We start from the raw sequence: 20,774 nt of genomic DNA, 5'->3' as shown, positions 1-20,774 counted from the left end.
AAATTAGATATTTTGATCAATAAATGCAGCAAGTTTTGAACGTGGCGCAGCACCAACTTGCTGAGCGACAACTTCACCGCCTTTGAACATTAATAGTGCTGGAATATTACGGATATTGTATTTCACAGCCGTATCTTCACATGCAGTCACGTCGACTTTTACGATTTTTACTTTACCTGCATATTCGTTAGACAAGTCTTCAAGTACAGGTGCGATTGCTTTACATGGCGCACACCAGCCTGCCCAAAAGTCAACAAGTACAGGAGTTTCAGCATCTAAAACATCTGCTTGGAAGTTTTCATCAGTTGTATTAACAATAGTCGCAGACATGAGGTTGCTCCAAAAATAAGAAATAAAGTGCGAATTCAATCATCATCAAGATGAATATTACATCGCTACTTTACTCAATGTAAGGGTTTGTTCTGATTATTCAAGTTTAGTAGATAAAAGTCCAATGGATGCTGACGATGTTCAGCATCGACATAAACAATCATTTCAGCAATAAAAAATTAAATACGGTACTTTTATTGCTTAAAATGACTTTAAAATTGTAAGCATGTGAATTACTCTAATGCGTGAATTGAACATGGGTTTATATAAATAATGTCTGATTTTCTGATTGATGAAGAATTGCTTGCTGCGATTGATATGGGATCGAATAGTTTCCATCTCGCAATTGCTCGTGTTGATCACGGTGAAGTTAAGAAAGTTGCTTCAATGTCAGAAAAAGTACAGTTAGCTGCTGGACTAGATGAAAATAAGAATTTAACAGAGGCTGCCCAGCAACGTGGGCTTGCATGTTTAGCTCGCTTTGTTGGGCGATTAAGTTCAGTGCAACCAAATCGTCTACGGATTGTTGCCACAAATGCATTAAGACAAGCGAAAAACGGCCACGAATTTATTCAAAAAGCAGCAGAAATTTTACCCAAACCGATTGAAATTATTGCTGGTCGTGAAGAGGCTCGCCTCATTTATCTGGGCGTTTCACATACCATGGCCAATGGTGGTCGACGTTTAGTAGTTGATATTGGTGGTGGTTCAACGGAATTTATTATCGGTGAAGAGTTTGAGCCATTACATACTGAATCATTACAAATGGGTTGTGTAGCATATAGCAAAGCTTATTTTGCTGATGGCGAAATCACCAGTAAAGCATTTGATAAAGCAGTGGTTGCTGCCCGTAAAGAACTCTCTGCAATTGCGAATACTTACAAATCAGAAGGTTGGGATACTGTTGTTGGCTCAAGTGGAACAATTAAAGCTTGTCGTCAAATCTCAGTAAATTTAGGTCTAAGTGACGAACAAGAAAATTTAACGCGTGAAGGCTTATATAAGTTAAAAGATCGTTTGCTGAAATTTAAGAATGTTTCAGAAATTGATTTTGAAGGACTACGTGAAGATCGTCGAGCAGTTTTGCCAGCTGGTCTTGCGATTTTATATGCCATTTATGAAGTATTAGATATCGACAAATTGGCATATTCTGACGGTGCATTGCGTGAAGGTGTCATGTATGACTTGTTAGGTCGTTTTAAGCATGAAGATATTCGTGATCGTAGTGTGCAAGCATTAATGGGTCGTTATAACGCAGATCCAAAACAAGCAGAACGAGTGGTAAATACAGCACAGCAGCTTTTCGATGGGGTTGCGCAATCTTTGCATTTAACTACGGAAGACAGTGACTTACTGCGACGGGCTGCATATTTACATGAAATTGGTTTGGCAATTAGTCATGGTGGTTATCACCGTCATGGAGCTTATTTGCTACAACATTCTGACATTCCAGGTTTCTCGCAAATTGACCAAAATCATCTCTCACATCTGGTTTCGCATCATCGTCGTAAGTTACGAGCAGATGCAAAAAATGACTTGATGAAGGTGGGGGGTAGCCATTTACTTTATCTTTGTTTATTGCTCCGTCTCGCAGTTTTGCTGAACCATAGTCGTAGTGATCAGATGCTTCCTGCCATTGAACTGAGTGTTGTAAATGATCAACAATGGCAGCTAAGCGTTTCTGGCGATGCTAAACAATGGCCTTTATTGGTTGCTGATCTGCATGATGAGCAGGTGCAGTTTAAGCATTGGGACATTGAGTTAAATATTCAGTCAGACAATTTTGTTGATTAACAATACATCCTTGTTAGGGATTATCTACGACTTATGAAAAATAAAGCGACTCAGTCCAAGGCTTGGGCTACGGTTCAAATTGCACGACATCCTGAACGTCCGCAATTTCTAGATTATGTCAGTGAAATCTTTACTGAATTTGATGCACTTCATGGTGACCGTTTATATGGTGATGACGGTGCGATGATTGGTGGACTTGCACGTTTTGATGGTCAACCAGTGATGGTCGTGGGTCAACATCGTGGGCGTAGTACCCGTGAAAAGTTGCAGCATAACTTCGGTATGTGTAACCCAGAAGGCTATCGTAAGTCACAGCGTTTACTCGATATGGCGGAACGTTTTAACTTACCTGTGTTTACTTTCGTTGATACCATGGGTGCATATCCGGGTGTTGGCGCGGAAGAGCGTGGCCAAGCTGAAGCAATTGCAACGAGTTTGGCGCAACTTTCAAACTTAAAAGTGCCAGTAATCGCAACGGTTTTAGGTGAAGGTGGGTCTGGTGGTGCACTTGGGATTGGGGTGGCGGATCGCGTGATCATGTTGTCACATAGTATTTATTCTGTTATTTCTCCAGAAGGCTGTGCGTCTATTTTATGGAAAACAGCAGATAAAGCGGCTCAAGCGAGTGAAGCACTTGCGTTAACAGCAGATAAGTTAAAAACTTTAGGTGTTGTTGAATATGTTGTGGATGAAGGTGAAGGGGCGCATTTAAACCCTGAGCAAGTCATGCATGATTTAAAAGCTGTATTAAAGCAAGCCTTAGATGAATTGCAACCAATGGGTGCTCAAGAACGATGCGAAGCACGTTATCAACGTTTAATGAAGTTTGGAAGCAGCAATTTAGGCATCGCGTCTTAACAGAGACACAGCATTTCTCAGAACAAACTCAATTTTTGATTGGGTGTAGCGGCGGCATGGATTCCATGCTGTTGCTGTATCTGATGGCTGAACTTTTCCCAACACATACTCGCGCCCTTTATGTTGATCATCAATTGCAACAGGCGAGCCGAGCTTGGGGGGCGTTAGTTCAACAGCATTCAGATCAACTCAATATTCCCTGCATTATTCAAAAAGTTTCGGTTCAAACTGGGAATCTAGAACAACAAGCACGCCAAGCACGTTATCAAGCTTATCAGCAGCACTTACAACCCAATGAAATTCTCGTATTGGCCCATCATCAGCAAGATCAGGCTGAGACAGTATTATTGCGCTTGCTTTCGGGTGCTGGTGTAAATGGTTTGTCTGCAATGCAACGGATAGATATTCGTCGTGAGATGACCATTTGGCGACCCTTTCTCGAGTTAAGTCGCGAACGTATTGAACAATGGACACAGCAACTCAGTCTTGATTATGTGACTGATCCAACCAATCATGATACGCATTATGATCGTGCGTGGTGTCGAGAAATGCTTTGGCCTGTTTTACAACAACGTTTTCCCAAAATGCAGGATGCAATATCGCGTAGCAGCTATTTAATGCAAGATGCTGTTGAAATCTTAAATGATGTTTTAAAAAACGATATACAGCAATGTGTGACTGAAAATGTCTTAGATTTGGATGCGCTTTTGCAGCGATCTGAAGCACGACAACGTCAATTACTCTCAGCATGGATCAAAGGAACAGACCAATATCGACCTAGCTTTGACATGGTGCAACGTCTACAGCAGGAAGTCATTTTAGCAAAGCCTGATGCTCAAGCAACTTTGCATATCAATCAGCATTATTATGTGCGTTATCAAAAGAAATTGTATCGACTTCGCTATGATGAGTTGTATGCAGAAAAAGTTTCTCCGTTCCCCAATTGCATAGAGCAGTATTATCAAATCGGAAATTTTATTCAGATGGCTTCAGGAAGATATAAAATTGATACGCAAAAAATTGGGCTTTCAACAAAATTATTAGGACAAAATTTAAAGCTGATTAAGCGTCAAGGTGGTGAGAAAATTCATCTCTATGGGCGAGTTGGACATAGGCCACTGAAAAAAGCAATTCAAGAAGCACAGATTTTGCCTTGGTTACGTCATACAATTCAAATATTAGTCTTGGATAATGTTATGCTTGGGGTCTTTAGCCCAAAAGGTTTTTGGTTGGCGCAATCTGATTATCTAGAGCAGGGCGGTTGGCAACCAAGTTTAATTACTGACTGTAATAATTTTTCTTTTCAGTCTTTTTTACATGACGAGTAGAACATGGCGACATCATTGAATCAAAATATCTGTTTTATTGGCGGCGGTAATATGGCGCAAGCCTTGATTGGGGGATTGCTTTCGCGTGGATTGCCAACAACCCGTATCACGGTTTCTGATCCTGTTGAGCAAATTCGCCAAATTTTGGAAGAAAAAGGCATCCAAACCACAACAGATAATCTTGAAGCAATTAAAAATGCAGATGTCGTTGTATTGGCGGTAAAACCTCAAGTTTTAGCAACGGTATTACAACCATTAAAAGATTTGTTATCAGATAAACTCGTCATTTCGATTATTGCTGGTGCTGAAATTCAAACAATTTCAGACCTGATCGGTGGTAGTCAGCGTATTGTGCGTGTGATGCCAAATACCCCAGCACTTGTTCAAACGGGTGCGCATGGTATTTATGCATCTGAAGCCGTAAATGCTCAGGATCGTGAATTAACCAGTCAGATTCTTGCTGCGACAGGATTAACGATTTGGGTAGATACTGAGGCACAAATTGATGCAGTGACAGCTGTATCTGGTTCTGGACCTGCATATTTCTTCTATTTAATGGAAAGTATGATTCGTGCAGGTAAGAATTTAGGCTTGGATGAGAAAGTAGCAACAGCTTTGACCTTACAAACTGCATTAGGTGCAGCGCAAATGGCAATCACGAGCTCAAACTCTCCAGCGGAATTACGTAAAAATGTGACGTCTCCAAATGGTACAACTCAAGCGGCTTTAGAAGTGTTTGATCGTGCTCAGATTTCACAGAACATTCAAGCAGCGCTTGCAGCAGCTCAAAAGCGTAGCCAAGAGCTTGCACAAGAGTTGAGCGACAAGACTAAATCGGTTTAAGTAGGATAAGACAATTATGGGTGCAAGTTCTGCGCTAATTTTTGGTGTTTTGATCAATGTTGCAATTTTATTGGTCTTTTTCCGTTTTTTAATGCAATTGGCGGCAGTAAGTCCTTATAACCCTGTAGTGCTTTCGACAGTGAAAGCTACCAAGGTTGTAGATATTTTTAGTCGTATTTTTCCAACAGTAGGCAAGGGCCGTGTCAATTTGGCTGCTGTAGCTCTGTTGGTTGTTCTTTATTTACTGAAAATATTTGGTTTGATGTATTTGTCAGGGCAAATGCCACATAGTGCAGTGTATCTGGTGATCACAACCTTTGTGACCATGATTCAAGATTTAATTCGTTTCTGTCGTTACTTGATTTTTGCAACCATTATTTTAAGTTGGGTGGTGATGTTTACACAAACTCGCTCTCCTTATATTGAAGTGATTCAAGAACTTGCTGAGCCATTGCTTGCGCCTTTCCGTCGTTTGCTCCCAAACATGGGCATGATCGATTTATCTCCGATTTTGGCATTCTTGGCTTTGTATGTCGCTGAAATCTTAATGAATGAAGCAGCTAAAGTGTTATTAACAGGTCTTTAATTGACTTGAAAATAAAAAGGGACTGTGTTGAACACGGTCCCTTTTTTTAGCTTATATGTTAGTGGGCCGCGTCCCAGTTTAGACCTTGTCCGACTTCAACGACAAAGGGCACTGATATTTCTAATACAGACTGCATTACATCTGCAATTTGCTTGGACAACTCGTCAGCAATGTCTGCGTCTGCTTCAAACACCAATTCATCGTGTACTTGTAATAACAGCTTGGCTTGATCTTTAGGTAATACTTTATCAACTGCGATCATCGCTAGTTTGATGATATCCGCTGCACTGCCTTGGAGTGGTGCATTGATTGCTGCACGTTCAGCCGCTTGTTTAATCATTTTATTGCTTGCCAAAATATCAGGTGTATATAGACGACGACCTAAAATCGTTTCGACAAAACCTTGTTCTCGTGCGATCTGACGTGTACGTTCCATATAGTCCAAAACACCTGGATAACGTTGGAAGTAACGCGCAATATAGCTACGTGATTCTTCACGGGTAAAACCAAGTTGGCGAGTTAAGCCAAACTCAGACATGCCATAGAGCAGACCAAAGTTGACGGCTTTGGCTTGACGACGTTGATCATTGGTCACATCTTCAATGGCGATACCTAGAACTTCAGATGCTGTACGGCGATGCACATCTTGACCTTGTTGGAATGCATGGACTAAAGCATCATCTTGAGAAAAATGTGCCATTAAACGCAATTCGATTTGTGAGTAATCGGCCGCCAATAACACACGTCCTTCAGGTGCAATAAAGGCTCTACGAATCTGACGACCAATGGGTGTGCGGATTGGAATATTTTGTAAGTTTGGATCAGTTGAAGACAAACGACCTGTCGCTGTGAGTGCTTGATGGTAGCTGGTATGCACACGATGTGTTGAATCATGTGATTGCTCGACCAAACGATCTGTATAGGTGTTTTTCAGCTTAGCCAACCCGCGATGTTCTAAAATAACTTCCGCTAGTGGGTGCTCTATTTTCTCTAAGATACTTTCGCTGGTGCTGTATTGACCAGTGGCAGTTTTTTTGCCGCCTTTCAGACCGAGACGATCAAACAAAACTTCGCCCACTTGTTTAGGCGAAGCGATATTAAAGGCTTCACCTGCAAGTTCAGTTGCTTGATTCTCAAGTGTTTGCATCGTTTCAGAAAACTCGACACTGAGTTGATCAAGAAATTGATGATCTAATTTAATCCCATCTTCTTCCATTCCTGTCAAAACGCGAGCCACAGGCATTTCGATGTTGTGGAGGATATTGACCAGTTCAGGATTACTTTTAAGTTTTGCTGAAAGTACTTCATATAAACGATAGGTCACATGGGCATCTTCGGCTGCGTAATGTGCCGCAATTTCGAGTTCAATCTGATTAAAGGTTTTTTGCTTTGCACCTTTACCAGCGATTTGCTCAAAAGTTGTCGTGAGATGACTGAGATAAACTCGTGCTACATCATCCATACCATGTCGAGTTGCAGCCGCATTGAACACATATGAAGCGAGCATGGTATCGAAATACCAACCTTGAATATGAATGCCATGGTTAGCAAAGATATGTGCATCATATTTTAAATGATGACCAATTTTTCTGACGTTGTCATTTTCAAGAATTGGTTTAATTTGAGCGAGAACTTGCTCACGATTAAGCTGTTCAGGTGCGCCTTCATAGTCATGTGCCACAGGTACGTAATAGGCATCATTCGCATCAAAGGCGATAGAAAAACCAACCAGTTCCGCAAAGCGATAATCGAGATTGGTGGTTTCTGTATCAATTGCAAAGTGATCAGCTTGCTGCATTCGGTCGAACAATACATTCCAATTTTGCTGGGTGAGCACCGTATGATAGGTGGCTGTACCGAGTTGATCATCTTGACTAGAAAGATTGGCATGATCTTCGGTGACAACTTGCTCAGTTTTCTGTTCTGCTTTGACGATACTTTTTGAAGTTTGTTGGTATGCAGAATTGTTTGGATTATTCGGATGATCCAAAGACTGTAGTTGGTTACGGAATTCTAGCTCAGTGTAAAGATCACGGAGTTGATCAACGTTTGGATTTGAAAGTTTAAGATCATGCCAATCTAAAGCTAAATCAAGATCGCAGACAATGCTGGCCAACTGATGATCAATTTTGATGTTGTCTAAGTTATCTTTAATATTTTGGCTAATTTTGCCTTTGAGCTGATCAACATTGGCGATGATATTGTTTAATGAGCCATATTCAGTCAGGAGTTTTGCTGCTGTTTTTGCACCAACACCCGGCACACCCATGATGCCATCAGATGCGTCACCCATGAGGGTGAGATAATCGATAATTTGATGTGGATGTACACCAAATTTTTCTAAAACACCCGCTTCATCGAGTACACGTTCTTTAAAACTATCCTCAAGTTTGACATGCTCATTGACCAACTGCGCCATATCTTTGTCACCTGTTGAGATGAGCACATGATGACCTTCAGAGAGTGCACGTTTGGTAAGTGTTCCAATAATATCATCGGCTTCAGCGCCCGGCAGACTGTATAAAGGAATGCCTAGAGCTTTAATTAATGCATGTAAATATGGGATTTGTTGAGACAACTCCTCAGGCATGCTTGGGCGATCGCCTTTATAAATCGGCGATAATTTATGACGAAATGTTGGCTCAGGTGTATCGAAAATAACTGCCATGTGCGTCGGTTGAGTGCGGCGCATCAATTTTTGGATTGCAGAAATTGCACCACGAATTGCGTTGGTGTGTAAGCCAGTAGATGTTGTTAATGGCGGCAGAGCGTGAAAAGCACGAAATAAAAAATATGACCCGTCAACCAAGACAAAAGGTGGCATTGTGCAAATCCTTATTATGAACTGATGCGTATTTTACGTGAAAAAGTCATGCCTGTCTTATTTCGAGGTGGATCAATACGACTTGCCATGTCGTCTAAAAATTGCAGAATTTTGTATGTAAAGTGGGTTGCTTATGGACTGATCAAGTAATATAGCTGCAATGAAGTTATCTGAACTGATATAAGTCCATGTATAAAAAAGATAAACAGGGAATTGTCATTGTCTTGGTTGCTTTGACTGTGTTGTTGGGTTGCGCAATTGCCTTTAGATGGCAAGGTATTGTCGTTGCTTCAGCAATTGGACTAACCGTTGCAATTGTGCACATACTTTCGGAAATTCATCAGCGTTTGCAGCAGCTTGAACGCACTGCACCGAGCTATTTTGCCCAATCAACGAGTATTACTTCGCAAAAGTTGGTGATCTATGCATCTGCATTAGTTACTTTATTTGCTTATGCTAATACATGGATGTGGTTAGCGGGTGGGGCTTTATTAGTTCTGATGTTGTGCTTGATTCAAACCATCAGTTCATTTCAGACACGTTTATTGCATTTAGAGCAATACGCGATACATTCTGCTGAAACTAAGATGCCAACGCCTCAGGCTTCTATTGATGATCAAAATCTTGAATTAGCACCAACCTATACCTCAAATGAGCTTGCAAATGATCATCATCCGACTTGGATGCAAACTGATCAAGCGATTCCACAAAAACAAACTAATGAAAATCTAATTTCTGAATATCCTGAAACGAAGCGAAAACAACCTGCTTGGTGGCAACCTGCGATCGATTGGATGATTCATGGTAATCCGATTTTAAGAATCGCTGTTGCCGTGTTGATGGTGGGAATCGTTTTATTATTGCGTTTTGCCAGTGAGCATTGGCAGCTTAGTTTAGGTGTGAAGTTGGGATTTATTGCCAGTGCAGGGATGGTGACGACTATTGCTGGTTATTGGTTGCAAAAAAAGAATCAACTATTTGCGGTCGCATTGCAGGGGCTTGGTTTAGCCGTTGTGTTTCTGACACTTATTTTTTCACATCATTTTGCTGTAATTGCCAGTCTAGGTACAGCCAGTACTTTATTTGTCATTTTATTATTAGTAACTGTTTACCTAAGTTTAAAGCAGCAAGCGTTATATTTGGCCATGTTGGCATTAACAATGGCTTATCTTGCACCATTGCTTATTCCACAGAATCATCCTGATGTGATTTTCTTATTTGGCTATTACTTTTTGATTAACTTAGCCGTGGCTGCGGTTAACTTTATTCAACCTTGGAAAATCCTGCACCAAATTGCATTTTTTGCCACGATGTTTATTGGAGGCACAACGATTGGGATTTATGCAGAGACGCATCAATTCGATACCTTAGACTGGATTTTATGGTTGCATATTGGGTTATTTATTTGGTTGAGTATTAGATATAGTCAATTAATGCTACGTGCTCAAAATCAAATTAAAGAGGTAGAACCCAAAGCCCAACGTTTGCAGCCTATTTTAGACGTTGGACTGATTTTTAGTGTACCTGTATTGGGTTTTTCACTACACGCCTATCTGATGCATAACTCAACACAGGCACTTACGATTGGAGCTGCTGTTCTAAGTTTAACTTATACTTTGCTGCATGTTTGGATTAAACGTCAGCATCCACAACTTTCGATCTTGGCAAAAAGCTTTTTTATTCTTGCTATGGTGTTTACTGCACTGATTTTCCCACTTGCGAAAGGAGCGCATTGGACATCTGTGGGCTGGGTGATTCAGGGCACAGCACTGATTGTTTGGGGAGTGACTGAACGTTATCGTTTAAGTCGTTATCTTGGTGTAGCTTTGGTGTTACTCAGCTCAGTCGCATTGTTATTCCAAGCTTGGTCAAATGATCATTTCCCGATTTTAAGTACAGTTATTTATGCTTCGGCTCAATTTATTTCGGCTTTCTATTTATTGCATTATCAAGAAGTTGAAAAATATTTTAGTGCACGGATGTTGAGTGGTGTTTTCCTCGCTTTAGGGATGTATGCAGGTGCAGTTGCAGGTGTTGAGTATCTACATTGGCAACATTATGGCTTAAGCCCTTATTTGATGATCTCAACTATCTGTTTGGCTTTATTTAGTTTGGTTGTTCAATTCAAATCTAGGATGCAATGGCATAACGTACAATTGATTTTGTTGAGTGGATTGTTATTTTTATTGTACGGAGAGAGCTTTGCTGCAAATGTCTATGTAATTTGGCATTGGCCGAGTGCTTTAACGCAAATAACGTTTGCCGTAACGGCGATTGTTCTTGCAGGTACATTGATCAGTTTGCAATCGACGTCATCAAAAACATTACTCATGATCGGTGCGACTCTGCTATGGCTAAGTTTAGCAATCATTGGTTTAGCGATTTTCCCAATCATTCCTGTTGTTGCCTTGGCGATTATTCCTGCTGTGTACGGTCTATGGTTATTTTATTCCAATAGAATCCAACAACTTCAGCAGTTCCCGATTTGGTGTCTCACTTTATTTTGGCTGGTGATTGTGAATATTGACCCATATTCAGCAACGCAATTCTATTTCCTGCCAGTGCTGAACCCAACAGACTTATTGAGCTTGTTGATGTTCATCGGTGTGCTCTGGGTGATTTACCATCATGACTTCAATGTCGAATCGTCAATTGAGTGGGGTTTTAAAGTAGCGACTATTTTGACAGGTTTATTTGTACTGAGCAGTGTTGTTGTGCGTGCAATGCATCATTATCTTGGAACACCATTATGGGGTGGTGCAATTTGGTCAAATGGTGATGTTCAGCTGAGTTTGACGTTACTCTGGGTAATTTTGGCATTCATCCTAATGACTTTTTCCAGTCGTCGTCATATTCGCCAAATTTGGTTTGTCGGTGCGGCGCTATTGGGAATTGTGGTGTTAAAACTATTGCTATTAGACTTATCGCAAAGCGGAACTTTAACTCGAGTGATTTCATTTATTGGATCGGGTATCGTCATGCTGGTGATTGCATATTTAGCACCTTTACCACCGACCTTGAGTGAAAATAAAAAAGAGAGCTGATTAGCTCTCTTTACCTTCACGTTTCAGTGCTTTCTGATTCGCATATTGATCTATTTCATCATTTGCTAAGGGTTGAGGTCGGTCAATTAGCCCCATCTTCGGTACTGGAATCTCAATTTCATTATCAAGGAAACCGTTACGGATGCGTTCCTGCATTTCATCCCGCACTTGAATATAGTTTTCTTGACGACACCAGACCGCAAAAAGGATCTCAATCGATGACTCTTTAAATGCTGTAACAGTCACAGCAGGTTTAGGATCATCCATTACATATGGGTATCTATTTGCAACGTCTAACAGTACTTGTCTAACTTTGATGATGTCTTCATGGAAATTGATGGCAAGCGTAATTGGGATACGCCGAATTGGATATTTGGATAAATTCATGACTGGAGTTCGAATGAGTTGTTCGTTCGGCAGTCGAATATAAACATTATCGAGGGTGAGTAATTTTACGGATAATAGATCAATTGAGATGACTTCACCTTCAATCGTTTGTCCGCGAATCAAGGTAATCTGAATGGTATCTCCAACCTCAAAAGAACCTTCACCAATCAAAAACAGTCCACTAATTAAATTGGATGCGGAAGTCTGAGAGGCGAAACCCAAAGCCACAGTTAAGATACCCGCTGCACCCAAGAAGACACTGATTTTAAATCCTGCTTCTCTCAAGCTAGTCATGATAAAGAGTAGGAAAATAAAATAGAAAATACCTCTACGCCATAACAAGCGTTGATGTGCATTAAAGCGGCTACCAATCGTTCGAATAAATGCATTCGATATCAAACGTGCGATGACAAAGCCGATAAAGCACAGAATCACGGCAACAGTGATTTCACTGAGTCGTTCTAAATTAATATTGGTAAAGATGCCAGTAAAGCTAGATGCGACATCCTTAGGAATATTGGTTTGCGCCATATCAACCTCTTAAAAGAATGAATCAAACATATTGAATAAGTTGCCACCTGGTGCGCGTGGTGGATGGACATAGGTCACAGCCCCAGCTTGGGTTGGTGTTTTATTCTCAATACGAATGCGCGCGGGTTGATCTGCCCCTTCATAATACACTTTGATTTGAGAAGTCCAGAGTCTGCCTGTTTCTTCACTATAAAATAACGGTAGTGCAGGGACGGGAACATTCATACGATCAAACCGTAATTGATGTTGACTAATGTTGTGGAATTCAATTGGAGTAACTGCTCTAAAAGCACGTGGCTTTAACAGATTTAAATCAGTGCGACCGTCGACAGATGTTGCATAGCAGATTTCACCATGTTGAGCATCTTTACCAAACCAAGTATCTTTAGGTTGGATCACTGGAACTTCAAAAAGAGGCTCTGAAATACCATCAACTAAACCTGCAATCCAAAGAGGCGTGCTGATATACAGTGTTCCTCGCTGCCCAGCAGGAATATAGATCGGATCAACGGGTTTAATTACCACTGAACGATCAGCCAAACGCGGCATTAACAGGAATGAATCATTCGTTTTTTGAAACATGTATCGTTCAATGCTGGCGGGTTTTGGCATCGCAAATTCAGTATCGTTTAATACTTGCCAATGTTGCTCGTAATCATGTTGGGTAAAAGGGCGATGATATTCCAAGCGCCATTCTTTAATGCCGCGAGTCAGGCGAAATAGCAGCGAACCGAATTGCCAAGCTTTGGCTTGTTGTATTTCAAACTGTTGTTCACCCCACCACTTCAAAGTGTCGGAATGGGGCATTTCATATTGATTATTTTGAGACAAGATGCAAAATTCCTTTGTGAGTATGCTAAACAGACTTCACGCTGTAATCTGCTTAGAGTACACTCAACTATCCCTTTCATCATTATAATTTGTGATGCAAATACTTAAACAAATACAAATTCCTTATAGTTTTGCGAAAAGACATGGCGTTTTACTGCGTTATGAAGGTGATCAAGTTTTTATCGTGCGACGGAAGGACACCGCACGTATTGCTTTGCAGGAAGCTCGTCGAATTTTGGGGAAAGCTGCTCATGATCAACTTTGTACAGATCAAGAGTTCCATGCCTTATTAAGTTCTAGCTATGCTGGTGATACTGGCGAATCTCAACAGGTTGCAGCAGGCTTGGAGGATCATCCTGATCTATTGAGTTTGGCAGATCAAGTTCCTGAAGCTGAAGACTTAATGGATCAAGAAGATGATGCGCCGATTGTTCGTTTGATTAATGCGTTATTGTCGGAGGCGATTCGTGTTAGTGCATCGGATATCCATATTGAAGCCTTTGAAAAGAAGCTTTCTGTACGGTTGCGTGTCGATGGTCAATTACGAGAGATCGTGCAACCGCGCCGTGAACTTGCACCTTTGCTTGTGTCTCGTATCAAAGTGATGGCTAAACTGGATATCGCTGAAAAGCGTGTTCCTCAAGATGGTCGTATTTCTTTACGTTTGGCTGGTCGTGAAGTCGATGTGCGTGTATCAACGTTACCATCTTCTCATGGTGAACGTGTGGTGATGCGTTTGCTGGATAAGCAAGCGGGCCGTTTGAATATGACGCATTTGGGCTTAATGCAGAATGACTATGAACGACTGACGCAGTTGGTACATCGTCCGCATGGCATCATCTTGGTTACAGGGCCTACGGGTTCGGGTAAAACGACGACTTTATACGCAGCATTATCTGATCTAAATGATAATACACGTAATATTTTGACAGCCGAAGATCCTATAGAATATCAATTGGAGGGGATTGGTCAGACACAAGTCAATACCAAGGTTGATATGACCTTTGCGCGTGCGTTAAAAGCAATGTTACGTCAAGATCCGGATGTGGTGATGGTTGGTGAGATTCGTGATCTTGAAACTGCTGAAATTGCGGTGCAAGCATCTCTAACAGGTCACTTGGTCTTATCTACACTGCACACCAATACTGCGATTGGTGCAGTGACGCGTTTGAAAGATATGGGTATTGAACCATTCTTGCTTGCAAGTTCATTAATCGGTGTTATTGCACAACGTCTCGTTCGAACACTCTGTCCTCATTGTGTAACATGGCGCAAAGCAGATGATTTTGAACGTCAAGTTTTCCAACACTTAAAAGTAGACGAACATCTAGAACTACCAGAACCCCATGGTTGCGAAAAATGCTCTCATGTTGGTTTTAGTGGACGAACAGCGATTTATGAAATTGTGCCTGTTGATGAATCTATGCGTCGTTTGATTCATGGCAATGCGGCAGAATATGAGTTAGAAAATCATGCTCGACGTCAGGCAGCATCCATTCGTGATGATGGTTTACTAAAAGTTATGGCAGGTAAAACGACTTTAGAGGAAGTTTTACGTGTCACTAACGAAGCTGCGGAAGAATAAATCAGTTCAATATTTAAAAAAGCATGGTTAACCATGCTTTTTTTATCTTAAAAATTAAGCTGTTGTCACAATATTGAAATTCACATCAATATTATTGCGTGTTGCATTTGAATATGGGCAAACAATATGAGCAGCTGCGACAAGTTGTTCTGCTTCGGCCTGTTCCATACCAATCAAATAGACATTTAAAGTCACTTCGATGCCGAAACCATTTGGAATAGGGCCAATGCCCACTTCGCCTTCAACGTATGCATCTTTACTAATTTTAAATTTATCGCGGTTTGCAACAAATTTCATAGCACCTAAGAAACATGCAGAATAGCCCGCAGCAAAAAGTTGTTCTGGATTGCTGACTTCACCACCTGCACCACCCATTTCTTTAGGTACACCTAATTTAACATCTAGTACACCATCTGATGATGTTGCACGGCCATCACGACCACCAGTTGCTTTAGCTTTCGCACGATAAACGACTTGTTCTAGAGACATTTGTTCTTACCTTTAAATAAATGTTGTTTACAATTAAATCGTACACGATATAAATTAAAAAACAAGTTATTGGTTTGTAAATTTGTATATTATTTTGTCAGATTAAGACGCAGTTCTGAGAGCTGCTGTTTTAGTTCAGATAGAGTTGCAGGGGTGCATGAGGCTGCTTGAGCAATTTGATTCGGTATATCAATTGCTTGTTCTTGTAGTTTTTCACCCTGACCAGTTAGGGTAATAATCACTTGTCTTTCATCTTTTGTAGAACGTTGGCGAGTAATTAATTTTAATGTTTCTAGTTTTTTCAGTAGAGGTGTTAGGGTAGAGGATTCAAGAAATAATCTTTCACCGATTTCGGACACAGTAAGCTGATCTTTTTCCCAAAGCACGAGCATAACAAGATATTGAGGATAAGTCAGACCAAGTGGTGCGAGTAATTGGCGATATACATGATGCAGGGCAAGATTGGTCGAGTAAATTAGAAAACATAACTGATTATCGAGTAACAGTTGATTATGTTCTTCGCCCATGTACATCTCTAAATGATTTCAATTCAATTAAGTATATCTTGATCTACGAATAGCTAAAGCGTTTGCAGGTGATTAAAATAAAAAATAACGAAGCGTTTGAATGCTGATCGTACTTATGCAGATATTTTAACTACCAAAATTCAGCGATTCTTTTCATCAAACGTGCTCGATAACGTGCGGTTGGATTATCCAAACTTTTCTGTGCTTCTTGTTCATAATACTCTTGCCATGCTTTGATCATTTCTAAAGTTGTACCTTTTTGCTTAATGATCTCAACATCTTCACGTTGAATGCTACTCAAACGTTGTCTTGCACCCTCAGCACCTGTTCCCCATCCAATAATCCATTGACCAAAAAAGTTCAGTGATAAATTTTGTGGAGTAGGTAAAGAAGAACTAACCACATCAACCTCTGTATTTGCTGATGCAGTATGGATTTGTGCGGCTGCCCCTATAAAAAATAAAATAGGAATAAATTTAAACATGAATAAAACTTAATTGCTGTGAGTGGCGAAGGGTACATCAACTTACAAGCAGAACGTATTTATTTTGTTCTACGATGATGAATAATGCTTATTAAATCATGATCATAGTTTTTATAGCTACATAAAAATTGACTGCTAGAGTCAAAAAGTGAAAGTTTTATAAATGATTTAGAAGAATTTAGTAGTTGATGATTCGACGATGTTGCATTAGAGGCATTGATGAACGCACAATTTCTTGTTCTTCAAGTTCAAAAGCGCTGGTAATTAACCCAGTACCTTCATGATTGACCATTTGCAATAACTGACCACGACTATCAGTAATTCCTGAATGACCCCATGTTTGACGCTTTTCGCCGTGCCAACCTTGCTGCGCTGCGCCTAAAACATAACATTGGCTATCCATCGCACGCGCTTGTAGCAACAATTGCCAATGTAACTGTCCTGTTGTATAGGTGAAGGCTGCTGGTGCAGTTAATATGTTGGCACCGTGTTGGCGTAGTGTTAAGGCAAGCTCTGGAAAACGTAAGTCATAGCAAACCATTAAACCAATATGACCAAAAGGTGTTTTTGCAACAATAACGTCTTCGCCAGGCTCAAAGAATTTAGACTCTTGATATCCTCCGACAGCATCACTGACTTGCACATCAAATAAGTGAATCTTATCGTAACGAGCCTCTGTTCTCTCTGGACTAATGCATAGACTAACTGTACGAACTCGACTATCGGTAATTATTGAGCCATTTGGGCGAAAAGGACATGGCAGAGTGCCTGCAATGATCCAAATTTCATAACGATGTGCAAGTTGCTCTAAGCGAGCTTGAATACTTTCAAATTGTTCAGCCGTTTCGCGTTGTTTACCCGCAGCAAAGCAGACGAAATTTTCAGGAAATACGATGAGTTCTGCACCTTGAGCCTTACTTTGCTGGATCAATGATTCAATGACAACGAAGTTCGCTTCAATGTCATTTTGAGAGTTCATTTGGGAAACAGCAAATAAGGTCATGTAGGTGCCTCGATAGTTAGTTTAACGATCAAGCATTTTGTTTTTGTACATCGTGATTTAAACAATCTTGTTCTTTCTGCAATTGTTTAACTAGAGGTTCAAACATATTTTGATTATTTTCGTTTAAGCGCATAAGTGTTTTATGTGCATCAAGAACCGTGTTTAACATTGCACTGTGGGTGACATGTTGTTCTTCAGTCAACTCTAAAGTACAAACACTTGGATCACCACAGTAATTTAAAATCACAAAAACCTGCCCTAGCCCCATGCTGTTGGCCAAGGTTGTAATATCTGGATTCGTTGATAGCATAACTGCTTGGATATGATGAACTTGTTTAAGCTTTAAACCTAATTTTGCAAGTACACCTAAAACAGTGCTGTCAATAAACGTCGTTTGGGTTAAATCAACGATTGCGCCAACAACATTTTGCTGTTGTTCAATCTTGTTGAGTAGTTTGTCTAAACTTATACAAGAATGAGCACGGACTTCGCCAATAAGCTTGAAAATATGCGTTCCGTTCAAACTTGCATATTCAACATGACCTGTTGACATATAAATGCCATTTTCAGAGAAAGGATATAAAATTATCCCATAGTGATATTCTAGACACAAGTGGTTAGATGCTTTTAAAAAAATAACTTTTTGATTTTTATATTAATTCATTCGGCATATGCTGAGAATTGCAATATCATCTGCTACATGATCTGGTGCTTGAAATGAATCATTTTGTAGATGTTCGACCAATTGGTTGAACTGATCATTGAGTCCACCATCAAAAGGCTCTAGAGCACCATCTGAACACAAAATAAACCGAGAGTGATGGCTTAATACACAATGATGTTCTTCAACTTCTAAGTCTTCAGTTAAACCTAGAGGAAAGCTACTTGTTGTTAAAATTTTTGGTGGTCGGTTCTGTTCTAAAATAATTGGAGGAGGGTAGTGGCCTGCACTAGACCAACAAACGGTATTGGTTTTGAGGTTTAATGTACCTGCAACCATGGTGATATGTTTTTCAATATTTTCTTGAACTAACATTGCATTCAGTTTTTGAATGAGTTGACGAGGTGTTTTTGAACGGCCATGAAAAGCAGCCATCCATGAGGTCAGTAAACTACTTGTGACGCCATGACCAGATACATCTGCTAAATAAAAAAGCACTTCATGATCATTTAACTTCCAATAGTCATACCAATCACCAGATAAATAGGCTGATGGTTGGAAAAAAGATTCAAATTGATAATTTGGTAGTTCAATTGGATTGGGCAAAAGACGTTTTTGTAATTCAGCAGCAGAGGGTAAATCCCTACTATCTTGATTACGCTTATATTGTGCATCTATCTTAAATAAAGAGTGAACAGGATTTTTAGGCAAATTATCCCAAACCCAACCCGCTAAAGCACCTTGCTCCCAGGCCTGTGCCAATGCTGCACCTTCATGTTCAAATGCAAGAACAATTGTTGGTAATTTCCATTGATATTTTAAAAAATCTTGTACATCAGCAATAGCAATAATTGTTTGATCGTATAAATCCAAGTCATCAATTTGAATGATTTGCAAACTTGGTAACTCTGTTAAAGCTTGATCTAAACAAGGTATGGAACGCGTGGGTTGAATGAAATACATAGATGAATAGCCAATCCTTTGTATGATCATTATAAATTCATCATAGATGAAAGATGACTTAAATCAAAGCATTGCCAGCAGTTAAACGTGCTGACAATACAGAACGTTGTAAATGTTGATTGCGATACATCATTGTTCTTCAGATGAAGCATTATCTAAATCATCGCTATCCCCAACGAAAGAGATATCATTCGAATCACCACGTTTCTCCGCGATTTGGAATGCTTTGCGTTGTAAATAAAAATCGCGAATCATTGAATATTTATCACCTTGCAGACTTTCTTCAATATCCAAAATTTGAGAGCGAGCATCGATAGCTTGCAATACATTGGTTGACCAGTAAATTCCTTCTTGATCATCCAGTAAATATTTTTGCGGGCGACCATAGCTATCAGCTGCTAAACCAAAGCCATCACGAAAAGTGCTTGGGCCAAAGAACGGCAACATAACGTATGGGCCGGATGGAATACCATAATAACCTAAAGTCACACCAAAGCTTTCTTCTTCGGTTGGTAAGCCTAATCGACGAGCAGGATCTGCGAAACCTAAAGTCGTTAATGTATTTACGGTAAAACGACCTAAAGTTTTAGCCGCACGAGCTGGGCGGCCTTGAATTAATTGGTTTACTGCATTCCACGGCTCACCTAGGTTTTTTCGGAACTGACGATAAGGACTACGAACTTGTTCAGGAACTTTTGCGACATATTGAATTGCAACAGGCTTTAATACATTACGGTCTACCATGTCATTGAAAGCATAAAACTGACGGTTCAACGGTTGTAATGGATCTTTAACTGAATCTGGTTGAGCGGCATTTGCATTCACTTTTAAATCATTTTTAGTGAGATGCTTTAAATCTTTGATAGCCTGAATAGTAGAAGGCTTCTGCTCTGTAACAACTTGAGTGCTTACAGCATTAGTTTGATCTGCTGTTTCATTGGATGTCTCTTGTGCGAATGCGGATGAACATGCTCCAGCAGTTAGCAATCCAAGCAAGATAAAATTCGAGTAATGCATATAAGTCCTTAATCGCTGTTAGAGCGAAATACAGTCATTAAAATGATTGCGTCACTTAACGCAAAACATATATATGAGGAATACAATTTAGTTGTTCTCATAGTATTAAAACAAATTCGCTCGAAAAATATAAGAAGAAATGTAAATTTGGCTTAAAAATGTTCACTCGATAATAAAAAATAAAAAAGGGGGTTGCAAGCGTTGAGGAATGCTGTAGAATGCACATCCATCGGCGGTGATGCAGATAAAAACTTGTTGAGAAACAAGGATTTGGCTAGATTGGTTAGATTCTTGGGTTGGTTGATAAGTTTATAAAATATCTAAATTACCTGTTGACTTTAAAGAAATTTAGAGTAATATAGCCGACCTAGCTTGATGGTGACGAACCATTGAGAAGATCATTAAGAGAATAGAAGAACAACTTGTGTGGATTTTTACTAGTTGATCAATCGATAAATATTATCATTGATAATTGGTAGAAATTTCTCGAAGTTTATTTGAGCAAATTTTTTGTCAGTAATTGATGAGCCAGAATTAGCACCTTGTCTTAACTAAGGTGCAAAATGATTTTAACTGAAGAGTTTGATCATGGCTCAGATTGAACGCTGGCGGCAGCGTTAATACAGGCAAGTCGAGCGAGAAAGTTTCTTCGGAAGCGAGTAAAGCGGCGAACGGGTGAGTAACGCGTA

18 protein-coding genes and 1 rRNA gene are annotated in these 20,774 nt (G+C 40.0%); 8 read left to right on the top strand and 11 right to left on the bottom strand.

What is annotated here, in order from left to right:
- Positions 1–3: 3 nt before the first annotated feature.
- Positions 4–330: a thioredoxin gene (trxA, locus tag B4237_RS03335; RefSeq protein WP_004881797.1), complete on the bottom strand. Its 327-nt coding sequence runs from the start codon at positions 328–330 to the stop codon at positions 4–6.
- A 273-nt stretch (positions 331–603) separates the two neighbouring features.
- On the opposite strand from trxA, the gene ppx reads away from it, so the two are divergent.
- The 5 genes from ppx to B4237_RS03310 are packed head-to-tail and all read left to right on the top strand — an operon-like array spanning position 604 to position 5,739.
- Positions 604–2,124, top strand: a complete 1,521-nt coding sequence (gene ppx, locus B4237_RS03330) for an exopolyphosphatase (RefSeq protein ID WP_286941363.1) — start codon at positions 604–606, stop codon at positions 2,122–2,124.
- 33 nt (positions 2,125–2,157) lie between these two features.
- On the top strand, positions 2,158–2,982 hold the full coding sequence (locus B4237_RS03325) for an acetyl-CoA carboxylase carboxyltransferase subunit alpha (RefSeq protein ID WP_004881800.1): 825 nt from the start codon (positions 2,158–2,160) through the stop codon (positions 2,980–2,982).
- Entirely contained in the window at positions 2,919–4,310 is a 1,392-nt protein-coding gene (tilS, locus tag B4237_RS03320; protein ID WP_286941362.1) for a tRNA lysidine(34) synthetase TilS, read from the top strand. The genes B4237_RS03325 and tilS overlap by 64 nt, the downstream gene beginning before the upstream one ends.
- A gap of 3 nt (positions 4,311–4,313) precedes the next feature.
- Positions 4,314–5,153, top strand: coding sequence for a pyrroline-5-carboxylate reductase (gene proC / locus B4237_RS03315; protein ID WP_007479561.1), 840 nt, complete (start codon positions 4,314–4,316; stop codon positions 5,151–5,153).
- Positions 5,154–5,169: 16 nt separating this feature from the next.
- Positions 5,170–5,739 carry a YggT family protein gene (locus B4237_RS03310; protein WP_007479563.1) on the top strand — a complete coding sequence of 190 codons (570 nt, stop codon included), beginning with the start codon at positions 5,170–5,172 and terminating at the stop codon, positions 5,737–5,739.
- A gap of 58 nt (positions 5,740–5,797) precedes the next feature.
- On the opposite strand, the gene polA is transcribed toward B4237_RS03310, so the two are convergent.
- Positions 5,798–8,563 (bottom strand): DNA polymerase I, encoded by a 2,766-nt coding sequence (gene polA, locus B4237_RS03305; protein WP_286941361.1) that lies wholly within the window; start codon positions 8,561–8,563, stop codon positions 5,798–5,800.
- 188 nt (positions 8,564–8,751) lie between these two features.
- Here polA and B4237_RS03300 point away from each other — a divergent pair, with 188 nt between their 5' ends.
- Positions 8,752–11,607 (top strand): DUF2339 domain-containing protein, encoded by a 2,856-nt coding sequence (locus tag B4237_RS03300; protein ID WP_286941360.1) that lies wholly within the window; start codon positions 8,752–8,754, stop codon positions 11,605–11,607.
- On the opposite strand, the gene B4237_RS03295 is transcribed toward B4237_RS03300, so the two are convergent.
- Positions 11,608–12,525: a mechanosensitive ion channel family protein gene (locus B4237_RS03295; protein ID WP_007479568.1), complete on the bottom strand. Its 918-nt coding sequence runs from the start codon at positions 12,523–12,525 to the stop codon at positions 11,608–11,610.
- Between the two features lie 9 nt (positions 12,526–12,534).
- Entirely contained in the window at positions 12,535–13,356 is an 822-nt protein-coding gene (locus B4237_RS03290) for a hypothetical protein (RefSeq protein ID WP_007479570.1), read from the bottom strand.
- 94 nt (positions 13,357–13,450) lie between these two features.
- Here B4237_RS03290 and gspE point away from each other — a divergent pair, with 94 nt between their 5' ends.
- On the top strand, positions 13,451–14,941 hold the full coding sequence (gspE, locus tag B4237_RS03285) for a type II secretion system ATPase GspE (protein ID WP_007479572.1): 1,491 nt from the start codon (positions 13,451–13,453) through the stop codon (positions 14,939–14,941).
- A 54-nt stretch (positions 14,942–14,995) separates the two neighbouring features.
- On the opposite strand, the gene B4237_RS03280 is transcribed toward gspE, so the two are convergent.
- The 7 genes from B4237_RS03280 to B4237_RS03250 all read right to left on the bottom strand — a co-directional run bounded on the left by B4237_RS03280 (position 14,996) and on the right by B4237_RS03250 (position 20,085).
- A complete protein-coding gene (locus tag B4237_RS03280) occupies positions 14,996–15,430 on the bottom strand; it encodes an organic hydroperoxide resistance protein (protein WP_286941359.1) in 435 nt (144 codons plus the stop codon).
- Positions 15,431–15,519: 89 nt separating this feature from the next.
- Entirely contained in the window at positions 15,520–15,957 is a 438-nt protein-coding gene (locus B4237_RS03275) for a MarR family winged helix-turn-helix transcriptional regulator (protein ID WP_004881814.1), read from the bottom strand.
- A gap of 130 nt (positions 15,958–16,087) precedes the next feature.
- Positions 16,088–16,441, bottom strand: a complete 354-nt coding sequence (locus B4237_RS03270; protein ID WP_007479575.1) for a DUF4951 domain-containing protein — start codon at positions 16,439–16,441, stop codon at positions 16,088–16,090.
- Between the two features lie 178 nt (positions 16,442–16,619).
- Entirely contained in the window at positions 16,620–17,444 is an 825-nt protein-coding gene (locus B4237_RS03265) for a carbon-nitrogen hydrolase family protein (RefSeq protein ID WP_286941357.1), read from the bottom strand.
- 28 nt (positions 17,445–17,472) lie between these two features.
- On the bottom strand, positions 17,473–17,997 hold the full coding sequence (gene gigB, locus B4237_RS03260; RefSeq protein ID WP_004881820.1) for an anti-anti-sigma factor GigB: 525 nt from the start codon (positions 17,995–17,997) through the stop codon (positions 17,473–17,475).
- A gap of 102 nt (positions 17,998–18,099) precedes the next feature.
- Positions 18,100–19,068 (bottom strand): RsbU family protein phosphatase GigA, encoded by a 969-nt coding sequence (gigA, locus tag B4237_RS03255; RefSeq protein ID WP_286941413.1) that lies wholly within the window; start codon positions 19,066–19,068, stop codon positions 18,100–18,102.
- 129 nt (positions 19,069–19,197) lie between these two features.
- Positions 19,198–20,085 (bottom strand): MlaA family lipoprotein, encoded by an 888-nt coding sequence (locus B4237_RS03250; RefSeq protein WP_286941355.1) that lies wholly within the window; start codon positions 20,083–20,085, stop codon positions 19,198–19,200.
- 570 nt (positions 20,086–20,655) lie between these two features.
- On the opposite strand from B4237_RS03250, the gene B4237_RS03245 reads away from it, so the two are divergent.
- Positions 20,656–20,774, top strand: a 16S ribosomal RNA gene (locus B4237_RS03245); the annotation flags it as partial.

It is taken from the genome of Acinetobacter sp. UBA6526, from assembly GCF_002434875.1.
GTDB classification, from domain to species: Bacteria; Pseudomonadota; Gammaproteobacteria; order Pseudomonadales; family Moraxellaceae; genus Acinetobacter; species Acinetobacter venetianus.
This window is presented reverse-complemented; position numbering and strand designations above follow the sequence as displayed.